Origin of the sequence: Acinetobacter sp. SH024, assembly GCF_000163635.1 — a bacterium.
GTDB lineage: Bacteria > Pseudomonadota > Gammaproteobacteria > Pseudomonadales > Moraxellaceae > Acinetobacter > Acinetobacter pittii.
Genome location: NZ_GG753600.1, coordinates 1258680 through 1276920, shown reverse-complemented (window position 1 = coordinate 1276920; position 18241 = coordinate 1258680). Strand labels below are relative to the sequence as shown.

Annotated in this window: 16 protein-coding genes, 1 tRNA gene and 1 other RNA gene; 13 read left to right on the top strand and 5 right to left on the bottom strand. The window is 40.0% G+C overall.

The genetic code is table 11. From position 1 onward, the window contains the following. Positions 1-1710 (bottom strand): tetratricopeptide repeat protein, encoded by a 1710-nt coding sequence (locus HMPREF0013_RS11825; protein ID WP_005070953.1) that lies wholly within the window; start codon positions 1708-1710, stop codon positions 1-3. 88 nt (positions 1711-1798) lie between these two features. On the opposite strand from HMPREF0013_RS11825, the gene hemA reads away from it, so the two are divergent. Next, positions 1799-3082 (top strand): glutamyl-tRNA reductase, encoded by a 1284-nt coding sequence (hemA, locus tag HMPREF0013_RS11820; RefSeq protein WP_005803203.1) that lies wholly within the window; start codon positions 1799-1801, stop codon positions 3080-3082. Here the strand turns inward: hemA and HMPREF0013_RS11815 are convergent. Together HMPREF0013_RS11815 and HMPREF0013_RS11810 are read right to left on the bottom strand one after the other, a co-directional pair. Continuing rightward, entirely contained in the window at positions 3079-4947 is a 1869-nt protein-coding gene (locus tag HMPREF0013_RS11815) for a DNA primase (RefSeq protein WP_005803201.1), read from the bottom strand. The genes hemA and HMPREF0013_RS11815 overlap by 4 nt on opposite strands. 157 nt (positions 4948-5104) lie before the next feature. Then, positions 5105-6268, bottom strand: a complete 1164-nt coding sequence (locus tag HMPREF0013_RS11810) for an outer membrane protein assembly factor BamD (RefSeq protein ID WP_005803198.1) — start codon at positions 6266-6268, stop codon at positions 5105-5107. Positions 6269-6339: 71 nt separating this feature from the next. Here HMPREF0013_RS11810 and rluD point away from each other — a divergent pair, with 71 nt between their 5' ends. The 3 genes from rluD (at position 6340) to HMPREF0013_RS11795 (ending at position 8881) form a co-directional block, all read left to right on the top strand. Then, positions 6340-7392, top strand: a complete 1053-nt coding sequence (rluD, locus tag HMPREF0013_RS11805) for a 23S rRNA pseudouridine(1911/1915/1917) synthase RluD (protein ID WP_005803197.1) — start codon at positions 6340-6342, stop codon at positions 7390-7392. A 10-nt stretch (positions 7393-7402) separates the two neighbouring features. After that, a complete protein-coding gene (gene pgeF / locus HMPREF0013_RS11800) occupies positions 7403-8140 on the top strand; it encodes a peptidoglycan editing factor PgeF (protein WP_005075273.1) in 738 nt (245 codons plus the stop codon). Positions 8141-8329: 189 nt separating this feature from the next. Further along, positions 8330-8881, top strand: a complete 552-nt coding sequence (locus tag HMPREF0013_RS11795; protein ID WP_005075275.1) for a flavodoxin family protein — start codon at positions 8330-8332, stop codon at positions 8879-8881. Positions 8882-8929: 48 nt separating this feature from the next. Here HMPREF0013_RS11795 and smpB read toward each other — a convergent pair whose 3' ends face one another. Next, complete coding sequence (gene smpB, locus HMPREF0013_RS11790; RefSeq protein ID WP_002120348.1) at positions 8930-9406, bottom strand: SsrA-binding protein SmpB; 477 nt, start codon at positions 9404-9406, stop codon at positions 8930-8932. A gap of 134 nt (positions 9407-9540) precedes the next feature. Here smpB and coaD point away from each other — a divergent pair, with 134 nt between their 5' ends. From coaD to HMPREF0013_RS11770, 5 genes are all read left to right on the top strand, one after another. Further along, a complete protein-coding gene (gene coaD / locus HMPREF0013_RS11785) occupies positions 9541-10032 on the top strand; it encodes a pantetheine-phosphate adenylyltransferase (RefSeq protein WP_005070938.1) in 492 nt (163 codons plus the stop codon). Between the two features lies 1 nt (position 10033). Continuing rightward, the gene (locus HMPREF0013_RS11780) at positions 10034-10297 is read left to right on the top strand and encodes a YfhL family 4Fe-4S dicluster ferredoxin (RefSeq protein ID WP_005070936.1); all 264 of its coding nucleotides are present in this window, start codon (positions 10034-10036) and stop codon (positions 10295-10297) included. A 27-nt stretch (positions 10298-10324) separates the two neighbouring features. Then, an RNA gene (rnpB, locus tag HMPREF0013_RS24255) (RNase P RNA component class A) lies at positions 10325-10680 on the top strand. 64 nt (positions 10681-10744) lie between these two features. After that, positions 10745-10821 (top strand) — tRNA-Met (locus tag HMPREF0013_RS11775). Between the two features lie 148 nt (positions 10822-10969). Further along, positions 10970-12154, top strand: coding sequence for a porin (locus tag HMPREF0013_RS11770; protein ID WP_005803193.1), 1185 nt, complete (start codon positions 10970-10972; stop codon positions 12152-12154). Between the two features lie 52 nt (positions 12155-12206). Here HMPREF0013_RS11770 and HMPREF0013_RS11765 read toward each other — a convergent pair whose 3' ends face one another. Beyond that, positions 12207-13187, bottom strand: coding sequence for a LysR family transcriptional regulator (locus HMPREF0013_RS11765; RefSeq protein WP_005803192.1), 981 nt, complete (start codon positions 13185-13187; stop codon positions 12207-12209). Between the two features lie 103 nt (positions 13188-13290). On the opposite strand from HMPREF0013_RS11765, the gene HMPREF0013_RS11760 reads away from it, so the two are divergent. From HMPREF0013_RS11760 to cntA, 4 genes are read left to right on the top strand one after another with little or no spacing between them, the layout of a single operon-like run. Next, on the top strand, positions 13291-14403 hold the full coding sequence (locus HMPREF0013_RS11760; protein ID WP_005803190.1) for a tartrate dehydrogenase: 1113 nt from the start codon (positions 13291-13293) through the stop codon (positions 14401-14403). A gap of 20 nt (positions 14404-14423) precedes the next feature. Beyond that, on the top strand, positions 14424-16076 hold the full coding sequence (locus HMPREF0013_RS11755; RefSeq protein ID WP_023187688.1) for a BCCT family carnitine transporter: 1653 nt from the start codon (positions 14424-14426) through the stop codon (positions 16074-16076). 11 nt (positions 16077-16087) lie between these two features. Next, the gene (locus tag HMPREF0013_RS11750; protein ID WP_005803187.1) at positions 16088-17056 is read left to right on the top strand and encodes an alpha/beta hydrolase; all 969 of its coding nucleotides are present in this window, start codon (positions 16088-16090) and stop codon (positions 17054-17056) included. A gap of 48 nt (positions 17057-17104) precedes the next feature. Continuing rightward, positions 17105-18220, top strand: a complete 1116-nt coding sequence (cntA, locus tag HMPREF0013_RS11745) for a carnitine monooxygenase subunit alpha (RefSeq protein ID WP_002120432.1) — start codon at positions 17105-17107, stop codon at positions 18218-18220. The last annotated feature ends 21 nt before the right edge of the window (positions 18221-18241 follow it).

The window sequence follows — 18241 nt, the reverse complement described above, 5'->3', positions numbered from 1 at the left end:
TTAACTCTTTTTTGCAGATGTAGGTAAAATTAACGCATCAAGCTGTTGTAATTGTGGATCATTGGCATGTTTTTGTTTCAGTTGTTGTAACACTGCGCTAAATTGAGTGAGTGACCCTTGCATATACAAAGCTTTAGCATAACGAACGCCAATATTTATATTATGGCTAAGTTCATACGCTTTGCCTAAGGCTTCCGCCGCAGCTTCATAATCATTCTGTAAAAATGCAATATAACCTAGCGTATCAAGAATTGAAGCCTGTTCAGGCGCATATTCTAATGCTTGCTCTGCATACTGACGTGCTTCTTTTAAACGACGGTTTTGCAGTGCCAGTGTATAAGCATATGCATTTAGATACGTTGGGCTGTTGGGCTCAAGTTGTAATAATTGTTTTAAGGTTTTGTCCAGCTTGTCACGGTCCGTATATGGATCAAGTAATAAAACTTCCGCGTAAATTAGTTCTGGGTCGTCGGGTAGGTTTTTAATTGCTTCATCTAATAGATTTAGTGCAGCTTTTTTATTGCCCATTTTCTTTAAGATTTCAGCTTGGGCTTGATATAAGAAACTTGCATGTTGAGGATAATTTACTCGTTCTTGAGTAAGGAACCGTAAAGCATCGTGTAAATTTTCTTGTTTATCATATATTGCGATCAAGTTTCGTCTAGATACCACATATAAACTGCCATCAACTAAACGATAGTATGCTTTTGCAGTTTCATAATGCTGTTTACGCTCCGCATTAATAGCTAAGTAGTAATACGCTTCATTTTGATATTTTGCCGAGTTTCGTAGGTCAACAAGATATTGTTCTGCTTTGTCATATTGCTTTAAATCAATACTTGTTAAGCCTGCAATAAATAAGGCTTCTTCAGCTTTAGGGTTAGTTTCTATAATCTTTTCAAGTTTTTCTAACGCAAGCTGAGATTGGTTAATTTGTATGAGATAGCGGATTTCAGCTAATCGAATATCTAAATTTTTCTTATTTTTACGACTCGACTTTGCATACCATTTAAGCGCACCTTCTTGATCGCTGAGAGCAATAAGTAAGTTTGCTTTCATTAAAATAAAGCTCGTTACTTTAGGACGTCGACGTAATGCTTTGTTAATGTTGGTTAGCGCAGTTTGTAATTGGCCATTTTGAGCTTCTAAATTGGCGATGAGTGCCAAAATAGAAGGATTGTCTTTTTCTGCGCTAGAACGTAAAGCTGTTAATAGTACTTCTCGATCTTGCGCATTTTCTGGAGCAATGCTAGCTAAAATTTGTTCTAAATCGGCAGTGGGATCTATCTTTAAAATTTTATCTAATGTCTCAGCAGCAAGCTGATATTCGTGCGTTTTTAAAGCAATATGTGACAAATAAAATAAAGCTGGTACATCTTTAGGCTCTTGAGCTACCCAATGAGTAGCAATATTTAACGCAGCTTGTAAATCATTATATTCAAGTGCAACGTCTAAAGCTCTCTGCTTAATTGATGTAGAGTTGCTTTTAATTGCGAGCACTGTGTAATTATGCAAAGCGTTTGGAATATCGTCATAAGCTAGAGCAAATTCAGCGACCATTGTTTGCTCTAGGGCCTGATCAAATGAATGAACGGCATAGGTCTCTTGCACAGGACGTGCATAGACATACGAGGACATGCTACCTAACAACAAGAATGTGGTAGAATACTGTCTTATCGAAGCACCGTTAAAATTAATACGGCTATTCATTTGACGCAATTTTTATTGATCCAAAGTAATGCTTTTTATGACACCGATGTTGCACAATAGCATAAATTTAGCGAAATGATGATCTGATATGTCTTTCTTTGCATTGGGTGTCAACCATCAAACAGCTTCTGTAGAACTCCGCGAACAAATTGCTTTCAATGCAGAGCGATTAAGTCGTTTGCTTGCCGAACAACGCCATCACCAAAACTTAAAGGATTTGGTGGTCGTCTCGACCTGTAACCGTACAGAAGTTTATGCCATGGCAGAAAACGCCGAAAGCCTTCTAAAATGGTTAGCCGATGCCAATAATATTGATGTAAAGCAGTTAATTCATCATGTTTATCGTTACGAGAATACGCAGGCGATTACACATTTAATGCGAGTGGCGAGTGGTCTAGACTCTCTCATGCTTGGTGAGCCACAAATTTTAGGGCAGGTCAAAAGCGCTTTGGCATTGTCTAAAGAAGCGCAAACGGTCTCTCCTGAATTAAATAGTGTTTTTGAATACGCTTTCTATGCAGCTAAACGGGTACGTTCCGAAACAGCGGTAGGTAGTCATGCTGTTTCAATGGGTTATGCAGTTGCACAACTGGCCTTACAGGTTTTTAGTAAGCCTGAAAAGCTTACTGTTATGGTGGTTGCTGCGGGTGAAATGAATAGCTTGGTGGCTAAACATTTGGCTGAAATGGGTGTCGCGAAGATTATTATTTGTAATCGTAGCCGTGAGCGTGCTGACCAGCTGGCTCAGGAGATTGCACATCAGGTTGAAGTTGAAATTATTGAGTTTTCAGCATTAGCAGAAAATTTATATCGTGCTGATGTCGTGTCGAGCTGTACTGGTAGTTTATATCAAGTTATTGCTTATTCTGATGTTAAGGCCGCATTGAAGAAACGTCGCTACCAACAAATGTTAATGGTTGATTTAGCGGTACCACGTGATATAGATCCTAAAGTTGAAGCACTTGATGGGGTCTATTTATATGGTGTTGATGATTTACAAAGTGTGATTGATGAGAACCTTGCTCAACGTCGTCAGGCGGCTGTTGAAGCAGAGGTCATGGTTAATCAATTAGCTACTCAGCTTATTACGCATCAAAAGGTTAAAGAGGCGGGTAGTACAATTCATGCTTACCGCCAGCACAGTGAAGAGATTAGTCAACAAGAGCTTACACATGCGTTAGAAGCTTTGCATCATGGTGAGAATGCCGAACAGGTGTTACAGCAATTTGCTCACCGTTTGACGCAAAAACTTATGCATCCCACATCTATCTTGTTACGTGAAGCTGCTAAAGCAGAAAATCCTGATTATTTTGAATGGTTACAACAGCATTTACAGGATGTATTTGATCATGAGCGTAAGCCAAAACATTAAGACAACAGCTTTAAGCTAATTTGTTTTGTTAACTCATTGAGCTGTTGTCTTAGATTTCTTGATTCAATTAAAGAAATCGGTGATTTCAGTTTTTGACGTAAATATCTTTCTTGCAGACTTAGCGAATATTCCTTAGCTAACTTGTCAGCTACCTCAGGTGCCTGTGTTAATGCCTGAATATTGGTTCTTTGCATAATATCGGCGATTTCATGACAGTAACTACTACAAGCACCAAGCACATAATAAGTTGCCAGCTCTTGATCATCCGGTAAATCATCAAAAATACGGTTTAAGATTGCCAGTACTTTGGCCAATAATTCATCTTGCTGTATATAAGCCAGTAATCCTTCGAAATGAATATAAAGAAAAGGATGATGCATTAAAATTGCAATCGCAAAGTCTTCATCTTTTGTATGGATGTTAAATGAGAGCGAGGCATCGTGGCTGATTTGTGGGGTAAAACGTTTACCAAGTCCGAGTTTTTCACGGAAAGATTGAGTAAGTAAGTAACGGAAAGAACCTTGTTTTGGCAATAACTCGGTGAGTTCTCTGAGTTCTCCCATGACTAAGCTTTTCCCTTCAGGCGTACTGATATCGTGTTGACCTGTTAAGTGCGCAAACACGAAATCGGACAGAAGAGGGGCTTGTTGTAATAGTTTTTGGAAATTTTCGAGTCCTTCTCGACGGATGAGAGAGTCGGGGTCGTGATCATTGGGTAGAACAAAAAATTTAAGTTCACGACCATCATTAAGAAGTGGTAAAGCAATTTCTAAAGTTCTACGTGCAGCTTTTTGACCGGCTGCATCGCCATCAAAAGCAATCGTAATACGACTATTTTGTTTAAATAAAATATTAAGGTGTTCAGTATTACTTGCAGTCCCTAACGTTGCTACAGCTCCAGTAATGCCATATTGCTGAAGCGCAATGACATCCATATAACCTTCAACCATTAACCAATCACTGGATTTAAGCTTTCTTCCTTCATAAAGTCCGTAAAGTAGCTGATTTTTATGAAAGACTTCTGAATCTGGCGAGTTAATATATTTGGGCTTGATTTCATCATTTAATGCACGCCCACCAAAACCAACGACTCGACCTTTAGGGTCGCGAATTGGGAAAATAACGCGGTCACGTAATAGGTCAAAATCACGGCCATTATCGCTCGAGCGGATAAGCCCAAGTTGTTTTAAGCCGTCAATGTCATAGGGAAAGGCTTTCTCTAGGTGTTGCCAGTCTTCTGGGGCATAGCCTAAGCGCCAAAATTGAATCGTCTGATTGGTTAGTCCACGCTGTTTAAAGTAATTTTTTGCCTTTTGGCTATGAGGTAATTGTTGTTCATAGAACTGAGCAACATTTTCCAGTAAGTCATATAAATTACCTTCTTGAACTGGTTCATCAAAGCTAAACGGCTGTTCGAACTGAGCAAAAGGGTCATCAAAAAATACGGGTTCAAGTGTGTTGTAGCTTTCATCTGATGGCTGCTGTGAAGTTACAGGCTCAGCCGTATTTGTTTTAGTAACAGGTGGCTTTGTAACCTGACGGGTATAAGACAGTTTTTTATTTTCAGTATTATCTTTGGGTAATTCAATTCCAGTACTACTCGATAATTCTTTCATTACCTCAATAAAGTTTCGGTTATCAATATCCATAAGAAAACGGATTGCATTTCCGTTAGCCTGACAACCAAAGCAGTGATAATACTGCTTGTCACGGTAGACATGGAATGATGGCGTTTTTTCTTGATGAAAAGGGCAACAGCCGGAATATGTACGTCCGGTTTTTTTCAATTTCACACGCTGACCAATCAGATCGACAATATCTGTGCGATCTAGAATTTGATCAATCGTATGTTGTGGAATTGCCATAATTCAGATAACCGTATTAAAACTTGATGAGACAGTGAGTCAGAATATTCTGACATGATGAATCGAGATATGCCCAATAAATATTTTAATATTTTATAAAAACAAACAGGCAAGTGATATCACTTGCCTGTTTGTTGATGTTTTTTAAAGCTTAAACTTATTGAGCAGCGTCATCCGCACCTTGTGTTGCCTCATCTGCTTGAACATCAGTTGAAGCTTCAGTAGAGGTTACAGCTGGTGCAACAGTTGTATTTTCTGCTGCTTGTGACTCAGGTTTGTCTAATAAACCGAAGCTTAAACGGTTTGTCCAACTACGTTCAGACTTAGGAGCTTCAACAGGTGTTTGTTCTGGTGCTTCAGTTTCTTCTTTATCTGAATTACCAATTAAACCAAAACTAACACGGTTGAGGAAACCACGTTTTGGAGCTTCTGCTTCAGTTGTGCTCTCTGGCGTTGCAGCAGTCGATTCACGACCGAAAATACCTAAAGTTGCACGGTTGATCCAGTTACCTTCTTTACGAGCAGCACGCATGTTAACTGTGCCGTCTTTTTTCACAAGGCTTGGATAATTAAGTTTTAAAACTTCAATATATTGTTGCGAAGTAGCTTTATCACCTAACTTGTCATAGCTATATGCCAAAGTGGCTAAAGCTTCTGGAATTTGAGGTGTTTGTGGATAGTGTTCAATCACCCATTGCGAACGTTCTGCAGCTGCGATCCAAGCTTTACGTTTAACGTTGAAGCGGGCAGCAGTCATTTCATTTTCGGCAAGTTCTTGCCCAATGAATTTCATACGCTGAGCAGCATCGACAGAATATTGGCTACTTGGGAAACGACGAATTAAATCAACAAAGTTTTGATACGCAACTTTTAAATAACTCACATCACGATGTGACTGTTGCAAAGAGGTATAACGCATCAAACTGTCGTAGTTTTGCTCCATATTGGCAACAGCACGAACATAATAAGCATAATCCACATTTGGATGTTGAGGATTTAAACGAATAAAACGTTCTGCTAAGGCAATGGTGCCTTCATAATCTTTTTGTTTAAATTTCGAATATAGAAGTTCAAGTTGTGCTTGTTGAGCGTATTGTCCAGTCGGATAATAAGTATCGATTGCCTCTAAAGACTTGGTCGCATCAAGATATTGACCACGGTCAAGCGACTTTTGGGCCTTTTCGAAGTAAGCTTGTTCACTAGATTGAGGGCCAGTATTGACCACTTCTTTTTTACTTGGATTGCTGCTACAGCCCACAAATGCAGACGCTACGCCTAAAGATAAGGCAAGCATCGTAATTTTATAACGTGGTAGCGACATAAAAACTCCTCTGTTATGTTGGGCAATGAGCTACAATTGCGCTATTAAACCACTTTTATCTCAATGATCAAATGACTTCAGCACAATCTTCAAACACAAACTTCTCTGAAACCGACTTCAATTTACTTGAAGATTCTGAGGATGCAGATAACCATACTTCTGATACAACTGCAACACGTTTATCGTTGCAAGTTCAGCTAGATGAAACCTATCTGGGACAACGTATCGATCAGGTAGCAGCTTTGGTGTGGAGCGAGTTTTCGCGTGAAAAGCTCAAGCAATGGTTGAAGGATGGTCATCTGTTGGTGAATGGTAACATTGTCAAGCCTAAGCACCGTTGTGAAGGAACAGAGCTACTTACGCTTGAAGTAGAGCTCGAAGCCCAGACGACGAGTCAACCTGAAAATATTCCACTTAATATTGTCTATGAAGACGATGATATTTTAGTCATTAATAAGCCAGTGGGCATGGTGGTACATCCAGGAGCAGGCAATAGTTCTGGAACTTTAGTGAATGCTTTGCTTTACCATTTCCCAAAATTGGCAGAACTTTCGCGCGCTGGTTTAGTACACCGTATTGATAAAGATACCAGCGGTTTACTGGTTGTCGCTAAAAGCCTAGAAGCTCAATTTTCTTTAAGTAAACAGTTGGCAAATAAAACGGTTTACCGTGTATATGATTTGGTTGTTTATGGAAATATTATTGCTGGCGGTACGATTGATGAACAAATCAAACGCCACCCAGTTGACCGTGTGAAAATGGCAATTTTACCGGGTGGGCGAGATGCGGTAACTCACTACAATGTAAAAGAACGCTTTAAGGATTTTACTCGTGTACAAGCTCGTCTTGAAACAGGACGAACACATCAGATCCGTGTGCATTTTAGTTACATTGGTTATGGCTTGATTGGCGATCAGGTTTATATGAACCGTGTACGAGTGCCAGCTGGTGCATCTGAGTTGCTCATTGAAACTTTACGTGGTTTTAAACGTCAGGCATTGCACGCAGCGAAATTGGGCTTAAAACACCCTCGTACTGGTGAAGAAATGCTGTTTGAAGCGCCGTGGCCTGAAGATTTTACACATTTAGTGAATGTGTTGCGTTCAGAAAACGCTGCATATTAAGGACGTGCATATGGAATTTGTTCAAGGTTTACCTCAAGGCGTATTTGTAGGGCAGACACGTGTTCAACATCCTTTGGCATTACCAACGGATCAACTTGAATTATCTGGCTTTAATTTGGCTTTACATGTCAAAGATGAGGCACAACGTGTTCAACAGCATCGAATGATATTGTTAGATGAGTTTGCGAAATTTGGTGTTAAAAAAATGACATGGATGACTCAAACGCATAGTACGATTTGCCATACTGTAAATGAACAAATTCCTTTTAAAGCTTTAATTGGCGATGGTTTGGTCACCCAAACAAAAGGCCATGCTTTAATGATGATGACGGCTGATTGCTTACCTGTCGTGTTGGGAAATGCCGAAGGCAGTGAAGTTGCTAATTTGCATGCGGGTTGGCGTGGTTTAGCAGGTGGCATTATTGAAAATACAGTTACGGCTATGCAAAATCCTCCAACTTGGGCATGGTTAGGAGCTGCAATCAGTCAACCTTGTTTTGAAATTGGGGCCGAAGTAAAAACTGCTTTTTGTGATAAATATCCAGAGTTGGAAACAGCTTTTGTTGAGGGCGTGGCTCCAAATAAATTTCATGCAGACTTATATGCCATTGCTCGTTTTATTTTGCAAAGTCTAGGTGTACAGCAAGTCTTAGGTGGAGATCAATGTTCTTATCAACAGGGTGATGAGTATTTTTCTTATCGTCGTGATGCGAAGACAGGACGTATGGCTACGTTTGTTTTTATGTAAGTTTTGATAACTTCCTTAAATGACTCTCTTATTTTATATTTATTAAAAATAGGAGAGTTTTTTATTTAATTTGAAAATATTTCTATAGTATGTACTAGTGAAAACCTTATATTTCATATTTATAGATGAAGGTTTAGCAAGTGTTAATAAAATGATAAAATAGAAAAAATCGCTCAAAATTTTAATCTTATGTCTTTGCCTGAAAAACATCTCTCTATTGTCTACCACAGTCCATATGGTCATACCGCGAAGGTAGCTTCCGCTATTGCTGCTGGGGCAGAGGTGATGGGTGTAAAAGTACATTTAATGAATATTGAACATATTGATTGGGATGCGCTTGATGCATCGCATGGTATTATTTTTGGTTCGCCTACTTATATGGGAAGTATGACTGCCGACTTTAAAAAGTTTATGGACAGTACTTCTAAACGTTGGAAAGAGCGTTTGTGGCAAGGCAAACTTGCAGCTGGCTTTGCAAACTCAGGTGGTCTAAGCGGCGATAAATTAGCGGTATTACAACAATTAAATATTTTTGCGATGCAACATGGCATGCTTTGGTCAGGTTTACCTTTAATGACGACTGGGCATAGTGAAAAAGATTTAAATCGATTATCGAGTTGTTTAGGTTTAATGACGCAGTCAGATAATGCACCTGTTGAAATTACTCCTCCACAAGGTGATTTAGATACAGCTAAATGGTTTGGCGAATATATTGCTGGACTCTTATATAGATTAAATTAATAAATTCCGCGATATAAAAAAGCCTCTAAAAAGAGGCTTTTTATTTAATTACTTATGAAATATACGAGCTTTATCACGCTGCCAATCGCGATCTTTTTCAGTCGCACGTTTGTCGTGAAGCTGTTTACCTTTCACAAGCGCGATTTCAAGTTTAACCAAGTGACCTTTCCAGTAACATGCTAAAGGAACACATGAGTAACCTTTTTGGTTAACTGAACCTGTTAGCTTTTCTAGTTCTCGGCGTGATAATAATAATTTACGTGTACGTGTAGCTTCAGGTACTACATGAGTAGATGCTGAAAGGAGCGGTTGAATTTGTGCACCAAATAAAAACGCTTCACCATTCTTAAAAATGACATAACTTTCTGTCAAACTCATGCGACCAGCACGTAAAGACTTTACTTCCCAGCCGAGTAAAGACATACCAGCTTCAAATTTTTCTTCGATAAAATAATCATGGCGGGCACGTTTGTTTTGTGCGATGGTTCCACCATTATGTTTTTTCACTACTGTTGCTTTCGCCATAATTCAAACTTCCACAATTGCCCCTATTGTGCCGTAAACTGATGCTAAGGTGAAGTTTTTCCTGCACGTCAATATTTCGCCTCATGTATAACTTTTGCTAAAATAGGTTCACAATACAATTAGAGTACTAGCGGATGTCTAAAACGCGTGTAATTTATCCTGGAACATTTGACCCCATCACGAATGGACACGTTGATTTAGTTACTAGAGCATCAAGAATGTTTGATGAGGTTGTAGTAGCAATTGCAATTGGACATCATAAAAACCCTTTGTTCAGTCTAGAAGAGAGAGTTGAACTGGCCCAAACATCACTCAGCCATTTATCAAATGTTGAATTTGTCGGCTTTGATGGGTTGCTAGTTAATTTTTTCAAAGAGCAGAAGGCAACAGCAGTACTTCGTGGTTTAAGAGCAGTTTCTGATTTTGAATATGAATTTCAACTTGCCAATATGAACCGTCAACTTGACCCACATTTTGAAGCAGTATTTTTAACGCCATCTGAGCAGTATTCATTTATTTCTTCGACATTGATTCGGGAAATTGCTCGTTTAAAAGGGGATGTAACCAAGTTTGTTCCGCAAGCTGTGGTTGAGGCCTTTGAACGTAAACATCAACAAGGTTGGTAAAGTGTCGTTATATATCACCGATGAATGCATAAACTGTGATGTTTGTGAACCAGTTTGCCCAAATGAAGCTATTTTCATGGGTGAAGTGATTTATGAAATTCATCCGGATTTATGCACTGAATGCGTTGGTCATCATGACCAACCGCAATGTCAGTTATTTTGTCCAGTGGACTGTATTCCTAAAGATCCGCAGCATGTGGAGACGGAAGATGAGCTATTCGACAAATACAAAAAATTAATTGCTCAAAAAAGCACAAGCAATTAGTAAATAAATTTGTTAATATGCGCCCCTGAAGTGAGCTGGATGGTCGCTGCTGTGGAGGTCTTCGTGACTGAAGCAGGGGAGGAAAGTCCGGGCTTCATAGGGCAGGGTGCCAGGTAACGCCTGGGCGGTGAAAGCCGACGGAAAGTGCAGCAGAGAGTAGACCGCCTCATTCGTGAGGTAAGGGTGAAAGGGTGCGGTAAGAGCGCACCGCGTGTCTGGTAACAGTTCACGGCATGGTAAACCCCACCAGAAGCAAGACCAAATAGGAATCCTGAGGTACGGCCCGTACTGGATTCGGGTAGGTCGCTTGAGCGTATGAGTGATTGTGCGCCTAGAGGAATGACCATCCTCGACAGAACCCGGCTTATAGGCTCACTTCACCTCATTTTATTTAAAATTTTTCTTGACGTGCGTTAAAGAAGTTAAGATAATGCGCGCACAGTTTTCGGCTATGTAGCTCAGTTGGTTAGAGCACCGCACTCATAATGCGGGGGTCACAAGTTCAAGTCTCGTCATAGCCACCATTTTATAGACCACGCTCCTGCGTGGTCTTTTTTTATGCTCATTTTTTGATTAAACACAGTTTGTAAAGACCGACTTTATAGTTATGGCATTGTTTGTCTAGATCAATTTCTTCATGTTCTTATAACACTTAACAAGGATGTTGAAGACATGAAAAGGTCATTATTATTTTTAGGAATTTTAAGTTTAACGGCGGGAGTAGAGGCTTCTGCGGCTGATCTAAGTTGGGGAGATCCAACTTTAGATTCTGGTCAGTTTAAAATTTCTGGCGCAGTACGTTCCCGCTATTTGCATAAAGATTATGTAGTTGATGCAAATGAAGGTTCTCAAAATGATGATTGGCGATTAACTGATATTAAATTAGTGCTAGGTTATGAAAATCCAGATTGGATTGCAGGTGCGGATGCCCGTTGTTATCAATATGATCGCTTGTGTGATGCGATTTTTCTAAAAAAAGCTTGGGTAGGTTATAAATTATCTGATCAGCAGAGAATCACGGCAGGTTTACAACCCGTTGATTTTGGCTTTGGCGAATTTTGGGGAAGTAGCTATTACGAAACTCTTTTAAATACTGTCGGTTTAGAAGATATCGATAATCTGGGGATTAAATATAAATTTGCAGATGATAAATATAATTTGACCCTAGGATTCTATCCCACTGATGGCGGAAATTATAAGGGAACTTCAAAGGACTCAAGCAGATACAGTGGTAACTTTGTGGAAGCTGATGATTTAACCACAGGTACTAATATCGAAGAAAAGAATATGTGGATTGCTCGAGGATCTAGAAAATTTGAACTTGATAAAGCTCAAAAATTTTCGACCGAGTTAGGTGGTTCAGTTTGGTACTCTGATTTAGAAAATAAAAGAACAGACGAAGATGGACACCGCAAGTCATGGAACGTTTTTGCTCAAACACAATATCAAGCATGGCAATGGATGTTCTTAGCGGGCAAGCAAGATGTCACGAATGGCGACGATTTATTCCCTAATAGTTCAACGATTGGTGCGTTCGACTATCCATATCAAGTTGCTAATAAAGGCAAATATCTGGTCAATGAAATCAACTATACCTTTGCTCAGCCATTTCACAAACTTGAAAATATTAAACCTTATATCTCTCATAGCCGCTTCTTTAAAGATGAGAATGGTTATAAAGACTCTGAACGCTTAATTGCAGGGGTTTATTTTAATTACAAAGCCATTGGTATTCAGGGTGAATACATTATGAGTAAAAATGATCCAATGGTTGGTGGTGGGGCTGATGGCCTTGCACAAGGTAGCAGTAATGATTGGGATAAATTATTTTATCTTTCAATCGGATATTATTTTTAAAATTTAAAAGCGATTTATTGCCCTAAGTGAATACACTTCACTTAGGGCTTTTTTATAGAAAGACTTTTTCAGGTGGTGGATCTCGTTTGAAGGCTGGTGAAATGAGTTGTCCACGACTTAGGTTTTGTACATGCTGTAAACGATTGAGCAATTCGTTTTGAATAAACAAAATACAGGTTTGCAATTTAGATGAGCTTTTGAGTCGTGATGGATAAACTGCCCAAACATCTGCATCTTGCCAATATTCGGGCAAAATGTGTTGGAGTTGACCTGTAATTAATTCATCTGCAACATCCCAAATTGATCGGAAAATAATCCCGTGGCCTTCTATGGCAAGTTGATGAATAATTTCGCCGTTATTCGAAACAAAACGTGGTTTGATATGCACTGAGACATCTTCAGAAGCATGCCTAAATTTCCATAACACAGATGATTGATCGCGTTCACTAATTGTCAAACAATCATGTGTTTGCAAATCTTCAATGCTGTCTGGTACGCCGTGTTTAAGTAAATAACTCGGCGCCGCACATAAAATCCGAAAATTGGAAGCTAACTTCTTCGCAATCATGTTTGGTGCAATTTCATTACCAATTCTGATGTCTAAATCAATACTGTGTTGAATCAGGTCTTTGGTATTGTCGATGGTATCAAAATGAATCTGAAGTTTTGGATAAAGCATCATTAATTTAGACAGAATTGGTGCAATATGCTTTCTGCCAAAACCAAAGCTACTAATAATATCCATACGACCGGTAGGCGTACTGAGTGGGTTATTTACCAGTTCACAGACTTCATCAAATTCTTCAAGAATATTTGAAACTCTCTCAAGGATGAGTTTGCCATCTTCCGTCAGGCTAACATGACGTGTACTGCGATGAAAAAGTTTGCAGCTTAACGTGTTTTCTAAAATATTAATTCGCTTGCTAATAAAAGCTGGCGATGTCCCAAGTTCCTCAGCAGATTCGACAAAACTTTTTAGTTTGGCGACTGTGCAAAAAACCTTTAAATCCGATAGGTTAGGTAGATTGTTCACGATCCGTGTCCATTGGAGTGATAGTTCTGTTGTTGATCATTTTTGCTTAAAACATCATGTTTAAGCCATACAAGGATATTAGTCGAAGGTGTGAAGGAAGCTTATGGCAAAAAGATATAAAGTTGCCACGATTGCAGGCGATGGCATTGGTTTAGAAGTTCTACCAGAAGGCATTAAGGTTGTAAAGGCAGCAGCAGAGAAGCATGGTATTGAGCTTCAGTTAGATGCTTTCGATTGGGCAAGCTGCGATTACTACCTTGAGCACGGCAAAATGATGCCAGATGACTGGTTTGAAACTTTGCAGGGCTATGATGCAATTTATTTTGGCGCTGTAGGCTGGCCAGATAAAGTACCTGACCATATTTCACTATGGGGTTCGCTGCTCCAGTTCCGTCGCGGTTTTGACCAATATGTGAATTTACGTCCAGTGCGCTTAATGCCGGGTGTTAAATGTCCCCTAGTAGGTAAAAAACCGGGCGATATCGACTTCTACGTGGTCCGTGAAAACAGTGAAGGAGAATACTCAGCCATTGGTGGTAAGGCTTTTGAAGGAACAGATCGAGAGTTTGTTTTACAAGAAGCTGTATTTACACGTCATGGTGTAGATCGCATTTTGCGTTATGCATTTGAGTTTGCAAATCAGCGTGACGCGAAAAAAATTACAGCAGCGACCAAGTCTAATGGTATTGCGGTCAGCATGCCCTATTGGGATGAACGTGTGGATGCGATGGCAAAACAATATCCACAAATTCAGGCCGATAAACAGCACGTTGATATTTTAGCAGCTCGTTTTGTTTTACAACCTGAACGCTTTGATGTGGTTGTAGCATCAAATTTATTTGGTGATATTCTTTCCGATTTAGGCCCGGCATGTACAGGAACTATTGGTTTAGCTGCTTCGGCAAATTTAAACCCAGAAAGAAAATTCCCCTCATTGTTTGAACCTGTACATGGTTCGGCACCAGATATTTACGGTAAACAAATTGCCAACCCAATCGCTGCGATTTGGTCAGGTGCCATGATGTTCGAATTCTTTGGCGAAGATGATGAACGCTGCATTCAAGCAGGTCAGGACATTATGCAGGCGATTGAGAATGTATTAATTAATGGGCCAAAGACAGCCGATATCGGCGGTCAGGCAAAAACTTATGAGGTAGGAGATGCAATTGCATCATGTGTAGCCCAAATTAAAATGGACGTGTTCGCTATGGAATAACGCCATCCAAAAATGGATGTATGGATATGGATAATCAAAACACAAAAATTTATACGGATAAAGTTCTTGCCGTAACCAGTTTACTGTTTGTATTTATTTCAGTTGCTGGTTTGGCGATTTATTCGCAAGAGTCGATAAAGATTGCTGCAACATGGATGCAGTGGACGACATCGGTATTTACCACCCCAGTATTACTGTTTGCTTTTTTAGCTATTATTTTTACTTTTGGTCTAGCTTTTAGTAAATACGGCAAAATCAAACTAGGTGAAGGAAAGCCTCAATACACCACGATGTCATGGATTTTTATGTTCATCTTGTCGGGTATCGGGTCTTCTACATTGTACTGGGGCTTTCTGGACTGGGCTTATTATTATCAAACTCCGGGTTTGAGCTTACCGCCTGAGTCAGCAGAAGCATTGAAATATAGCGTGGCTTACTCGTTTTTTCACTCAGGTTTAAGTGCATGGGCAATTTATGCTTTGGCATCAATTTCTTTGTGCTACAGCTACCATGTTAGAAAAAACAAAGGCTTAAGTTTGGCTTCTGTGATTGAAGCTGTGACAGGCTTTAAATCAACTGGCGTGGTTGGACGTTTAGTCGATCTTATGTTCTTGCTTTGCATGTTTGGTGCATTGACGATTTCATTAGTACTCACTGCCGTGACATTTACCAATATTTTGTCTCAGCTCACGGGTATTCCAAATACCTTTATGACCAAGGTCATCATTATTTTGGGTGTTTCGGTTCTATTCGCACTAAGTTCGTATGTAGGTATGGACAAGGGCATGCAACGTTTAAGTCACATGGTGTGCTTAGGTGTGGTGTTATTTGCGATTTATGTACTTTGTTTTGGTCCAACGCAATTCATTTTGAATAACTCATTAATGAGTTTCGGGTTAATGGCAACCAACTTTGTTGATATGAGTCTGTTTACCGACCCAATGGGCGATGGCAAGTTTACTCGTGAATGGACTGTTTTCTACTGGTTATGGTGGATTTCATATGCACCGGGTGTGGCACTGTTTGTAACACGTGTTTCTAAAGGTCGTACTATTAAAGAAGTGATCTTTGCCATGGTGATTGGTGGCAGTGTTGGTCTTTGGTTCATCTTTGGTGTGTTTGAAAACTACAGTGTTTATAGCTTTATTCATGGGGCTGTAAATGTACCGCAAATCTTAAGCCAACAGGGTGGTGAGGTTGCAATTGGTCAATTGCTCAGCCTATTACCTGCTGGAAAGCTGATGATGTGGATTTTCCTCGGCATTATGGTGGTGTTCTTGGCAGCACATATGGATGCGGTTGGGTATGCGGTTTCAGCAACATGTACACGCGGTTTAAGTGAAGGGCAAGATCCATCGCCAAACGCACGTCTGTTCTGGTGTGTCATGCTGACTTTGGTTCCAATTGCCATGATCTTTAGTAAGGCACCTTTAGACACAATGAAAACAGCAACTATTGTGACGGCTTTACCATTCATTGTGATTATTCTGATTCAAACCTATGGTTTAGTGAAATGGTTGATTCAGGATTATGCCAAAGTCCCATCACATTTAATTGAGCAACAAGGTTATGATGATGTGGAAATTGGTTTAAACCAGACTCAAGATGAACATGCAAAACGGATGCAGCTTGAGCTTGCAAGCTCAATCAAACTGGACAGAAAAACCAGCTAGAGGGAACGGTAATGACTACATGTGAACAGACCACGTATGTTTTAAGTGAAGAAATGCAAAGCCTTGTGTATTGGAGCAGCATTTATTCACCAGCAGATGCAGATATTGACTCAGTCCGCGCGGCCTATGACGCGATGTGTCGACACTACACTTTGCCTCGTGATGGCAAGATCGAAGTAGAAGACCGAGTTGTTGCAAATGCAGAGCATCCTGTACCTGTTCGCATCTATTCACCAAAAACTAAACGACCTGAAGCTGGTTGGCCATGTGTGTTGTATTTACATGGTGGCGGTTGGATGGTCGGTGGACTCGATTCACATGAGTTTATTACCAGTTATTTATGTCAGGACCTAAATGCAGTTGTCATTGGTGTGGATTACCGCATGGCACCAGAGCATCGCTTTCCAGCAGCTTTTGAAGATTGTTTAGCAGTTTATCAATGGCTTAAACAACATGGTTCTGACTGGCAGATTGATAGTGAAAATATCGTTCTAGCAGGCGATAGCGCAGGCGGTAACTTAGCAGCAGCCCTTGCAGTGCATCTACAGCATAGTGGTTTACAAGCTCAAGGTCTGGCTTTGGTTTATCCGTGTTTAACTACAGCACTTGATACACCAGCCGCACAAAAGCATGCCCATGCGCCGTTACTCACAACGGAAGATATGCATTTTTATTTAAAGGAGTATGCACCGAATTCACAAGATTGGCAGGATTTACGTCTAGCACCTTTATTGGCAACTGATTTTTCAGATATGCCTACAAGTTTTGTGGCGGTTGCAGAATATGACCCTTTAAGTGATGACGGTTATTTCCTTACCCAAAAATTGGAACAAGTAGGTATCCCTAACGAGTTCCATTTAGGCAAAGGTTTATTACATGGCAGTTTACGTCTGATGCGTGACTGTCCTGAAGTTCAACAGTTATATCAAAACATGCTGAGTGCGATACGTCGCATGTTTGGCAGTGTCGAAAAGATATGAATTTAATATCGAGTCATTTGGACGAAAAGAATTTAATGGAGTAATAACATGAGTGCAGTTGAAAAATTACCTGAAGATTTTTGCGCAAACCCAGATGTTGCATGGACTTTCCCTAAAGTTTTCTATACTTCATCGCAAGTATTTGAGCATGAGAAAGAAGCAATCTTTGCTAAAAGCTGGATTTGTGTTGCACATGGCAGTGAATTGGCACAACCGAATGACTATATTACCCGTAAAGTAATTGGTGAAAATATTGTCATCATTCGTGGTAAAGATAGCGTTTTACGTGCGTTTTATAATGTGTGTCCACATCGTGGTCACGAGCTTTTAAGTGGCAGTGGTAAAGCAAAAAATGTAATTACTTGCCCATATCATGCTTGGACTTTTAAGCTAGACGGTAGCTTAGCCTTGGCGCGTAACTGTGACCATGTCGAATCTTTTGACAAAGAAAATTCAAGCATGGTGCCTTTAAAAGTTGAGGAATATGCAGGCTTTGTTTTCATTAATATGGATGAAAATGCGACTTGTGTAGAAGACCAACTTCCGGAATTTGCTGAGCGTTTAAATCAAGCATGTAGCGTAATTAAAGATTTGAAACTGGCAGCACGTTTTGTGACAGAAACTCCAGCAAACTGGAAAGTGATTGTTGATAACTATCTAGAGTGCTATCACTGTGGACCAGCGCATCCTGGTTTTGCTGACTCCGTACAAGTTGATAAATATTGGCATACCACACATCAGAACTGGACATTGCAATATGGCTTTGCTCGCTCATCTGAGAAGTCATTTAAGCTTGATCCATCAGTAACAGATCCTGAATTTCACGGTTTCTGGACTTGGCCTTGCACGATGTTCAATGTACCACCGGGCAGCAATTTCATGACTGTGATCTATGAGTTCCCAGTAGATGCAGAAACGACTTTGCAGCATTACGATATTTACTTCACGAACGAAGAACTCACTCAAGATCAGAAAGACTTAATTGAGTGGTATCGCAATGTATTCCGTCCTGAAGATTTGAACTTGGTCGAAAGCGTACAACGTGGTTTGAAATCACGTGGTTATCGTGGTCAAGGTCGTATTATGACCGACAAGCAACGCTCTGGTATCAGTGAGCATGGTATTGCTTACTTCCAGCATTTAGTGGCGCAGCATCACAAATAAAACAAATGGATTTATTCAGGT

What these genes read in the sequence shown, in the direction of transcription:
- smpB (WP_002120348.1), bottom strand. Translation starts at nt 9,406, where the DNA reads ATGGCGAAAGCAACAGTAGTGAAAAAACATAATGGTGGAACCATCGCA.
- HMPREF0013_RS11760 (WP_005803190.1), top strand. Translation starts at nt 13,291, where the DNA reads ATGGCAAAAAGATATAAAGTTGCCACGATTGCAGGCGATGGCATTGGT.
- pgeF (WP_005075273.1), top strand. Translation starts at nt 7,403, where the DNA reads ATGGAATTTGTTCAAGGTTTACCTCAAGGCGTATTTGTAGGGCAGACA.
- HMPREF0013_RS11815 (WP_005803201.1), bottom strand. Translation starts at nt 4,947, where the DNA reads ATGGCAATTCCACAACATACGATTGATCAAATTCTAGATCGCACAGAT.
- rluD (WP_005803197.1), top strand. Translation starts at nt 6,340, where the DNA reads ATGACTTCAGCACAATCTTCAAACACAAACTTCTCTGAAACCGACTTC.
- coaD (WP_005070938.1), top strand. Translation starts at nt 9,541, where the DNA reads ATGTCTAAAACGCGTGTAATTTATCCTGGAACATTTGACCCCATCACG.
- HMPREF0013_RS11750 (WP_005803187.1), top strand. Translation starts at nt 16,088, where the DNA reads ATGACTACATGTGAACAGACCACGTATGTTTTAAGTGAAGAAATGCAA.
- HMPREF0013_RS11770 (WP_005803193.1), top strand. Translation starts at nt 10,970, where the DNA reads ATGAAAAGGTCATTATTATTTTTAGGAATTTTAAGTTTAACGGCGGGA.
- hemA (WP_005803203.1), top strand. Translation starts at nt 1,799, where the DNA reads ATGTCTTTCTTTGCATTGGGTGTCAACCATCAAACAGCTTCTGTAGAA.
- HMPREF0013_RS11755 (WP_023187688.1), top strand. Translation starts at nt 14,424, where the DNA reads ATGGATATGGATAATCAAAACACAAAAATTTATACGGATAAAGTTCTT.
- HMPREF0013_RS11795 (WP_005075275.1), top strand. Translation starts at nt 8,330, where the DNA reads ATGTCTTTGCCTGAAAAACATCTCTCTATTGTCTACCACAGTCCATAT.
- cntA (WP_002120432.1), top strand. Translation starts at nt 17,105, where the DNA reads ATGAGTGCAGTTGAAAAATTACCTGAAGATTTTTGCGCAAACCCAGAT.
- HMPREF0013_RS11825 (WP_005070953.1), bottom strand. Translation starts at nt 1,710, where the DNA reads ATGAATAGCCGTATTAATTTTAACGGTGCTTCGATAAGACAGTATTCT.
- HMPREF0013_RS11810 (WP_005803198.1), bottom strand. Translation starts at nt 6,268, where the DNA reads ATGTCGCTACCACGTTATAAAATTACGATGCTTGCCTTATCTTTAGGC.